This is a genomic window from Microvirga sp. P5_D2, from assembly GCF_054049475.1.
Window position 1 is genome coordinate 1 of record NZ_JBFUMH010000360.1, and the last position, 1,462, is coordinate 1,462.

The 1,462-nt window shown below is 63.6% G+C and carries 2 protein-coding genes; one reads left to right on the plus strand and one right to left on the minus strand.

Annotation, left to right across the window (positions count from 1 at the left end; genetic code table 11):
- Positions 1–255, minus strand: a 255-nt coding sequence (locus ACXJKO_RS31645; RefSeq protein WP_457094959.1) for a CoA-transferase, incomplete at its 3' end; no start/stop codon positions are given.
- Between the two features lie 198 nt (positions 256–453).
- Between ACXJKO_RS31645 and ACXJKO_RS31650 the strand changes: the two genes are divergently transcribed.
- Positions 454–1,462, plus strand: a 1,009-nt coding sequence (locus ACXJKO_RS31650; RefSeq protein WP_457094960.1) for an AsmA family protein, incomplete at its 3' end; no start/stop codon positions are given.

The following is a 1,462-nucleotide window of genomic DNA, read 5'->3' on the forward strand; positions in this document are numbered from 1 at the left end:
AAACAGCTTGTTCTCGCCGACGTAGGAACTGATCATCTTTTTGATCTGGCGGGTCTCGAGCAGGCGGCCGAGCCCGATGCCGTCGACGCCGGCATTGTTGGAGATGAAGGTGAGCTCCCGGGCGCCCGAATCGCGAATGGCCTCGATCAGGGTCTCGGGAATGCCGCACAGGCCGAAGCCCCCGGCCATGATCGTCATGCCGTCCTTCACCGCACCCGACAACGCCGCACCCGCGTCGCTGAAAACCTTATCCATCAAAGAATCCTCCTGGGCATGTGCCTGCCCTTGAAAGGCCTGACATGCAATAGTGCCACACCCTGCAACCTGGCCTCATTTTAGACAATCCCTTCCTATGGATATAGGAGAACAATTGATAAATAAGGCCCCGCCACCCACAGGCCGTTCGCCTGCTGTCTCTTGCGAGGCGGGGGACAAGGTATCAAAACAAAACTCATGCCTCGCCGCATCGTCGTTTTCATCGCATTGATCGTCGTTGCCGTTCTCGGAATGGCCGCAGCTCCCTGGACCCTCAGGGAGAACGGGCTCTCGTCGGCGCTCACCAAGCATATGCAGGCGCGCTACGGGCTCGATCTGACGGTCGCCGGGCGCAGCACCTTCGCCGTTCTGCCCATCCCCCGGGTGAAGTTCGAGGACGTGACGCTCCATTTCCCCGACAAGGCGCTGATCGCCAAGGGCGGAACCTTGAGGGGCGAGCTGCGCTTGCTTCCGCTGCTTTTCGGCCGGATCGAGCTGTCGGATTTCGACCTGACGGAAACTCGCGTCACAGCGTCCTACGAGGCGCTTCGGACCGTCACCTGGACGGAGCTCGCCAAGAACCGCGCCAATGACACCTATGCCCGCCGCCTGATCCTCAGCAGGTCGTCGATCCGCTGGACGGACCTGAAGGATGCCAATCTCGACAATCTCGATCTCGTGATCCGCTGGACCGATGCCGACGAGCCGATGACTGTCTCCGGCGCGGCGGACTGGCGCGGCGAGCGCGTCCATGTGGAGGGAGCGTCCGCTCACCCGACCCTGCTCGCCGCGGGTCAGATCAGCCCGGTTTCGCTCGATGCCTCGACCGCATCGGGGCGTATTCGCCTGAAGGGCGAGGCGCAGCTCGGGCCCAATCCGCGCATGACCGGCGAAAGCGTGATCGAAGCCCGCTCACTCAGCAACTTCACCCGCTGGAGCGGCATGAAATTGCCCTTGGGGTCGCTCGTGCAGGCCTTCTCCATCAGCGGCGATTTCTCCATGGACCGCCGCCGCTTGTCCTGGCCGTCCGTTGCGGTCACGATGGGCCACGACAAGCTCGAAGGCGCGCTCGCCGTGCGCTTCGACGCGGCCCGCTCTCTCATCACCGGGACGCTTGCCGCGGACGACCTCAACCTGTCCGACCTGTTCGCACCCTTCGCCCAGGCCAAGGGCGCGAACGGCGCCTGGAGCGACGACGCGGTAGACC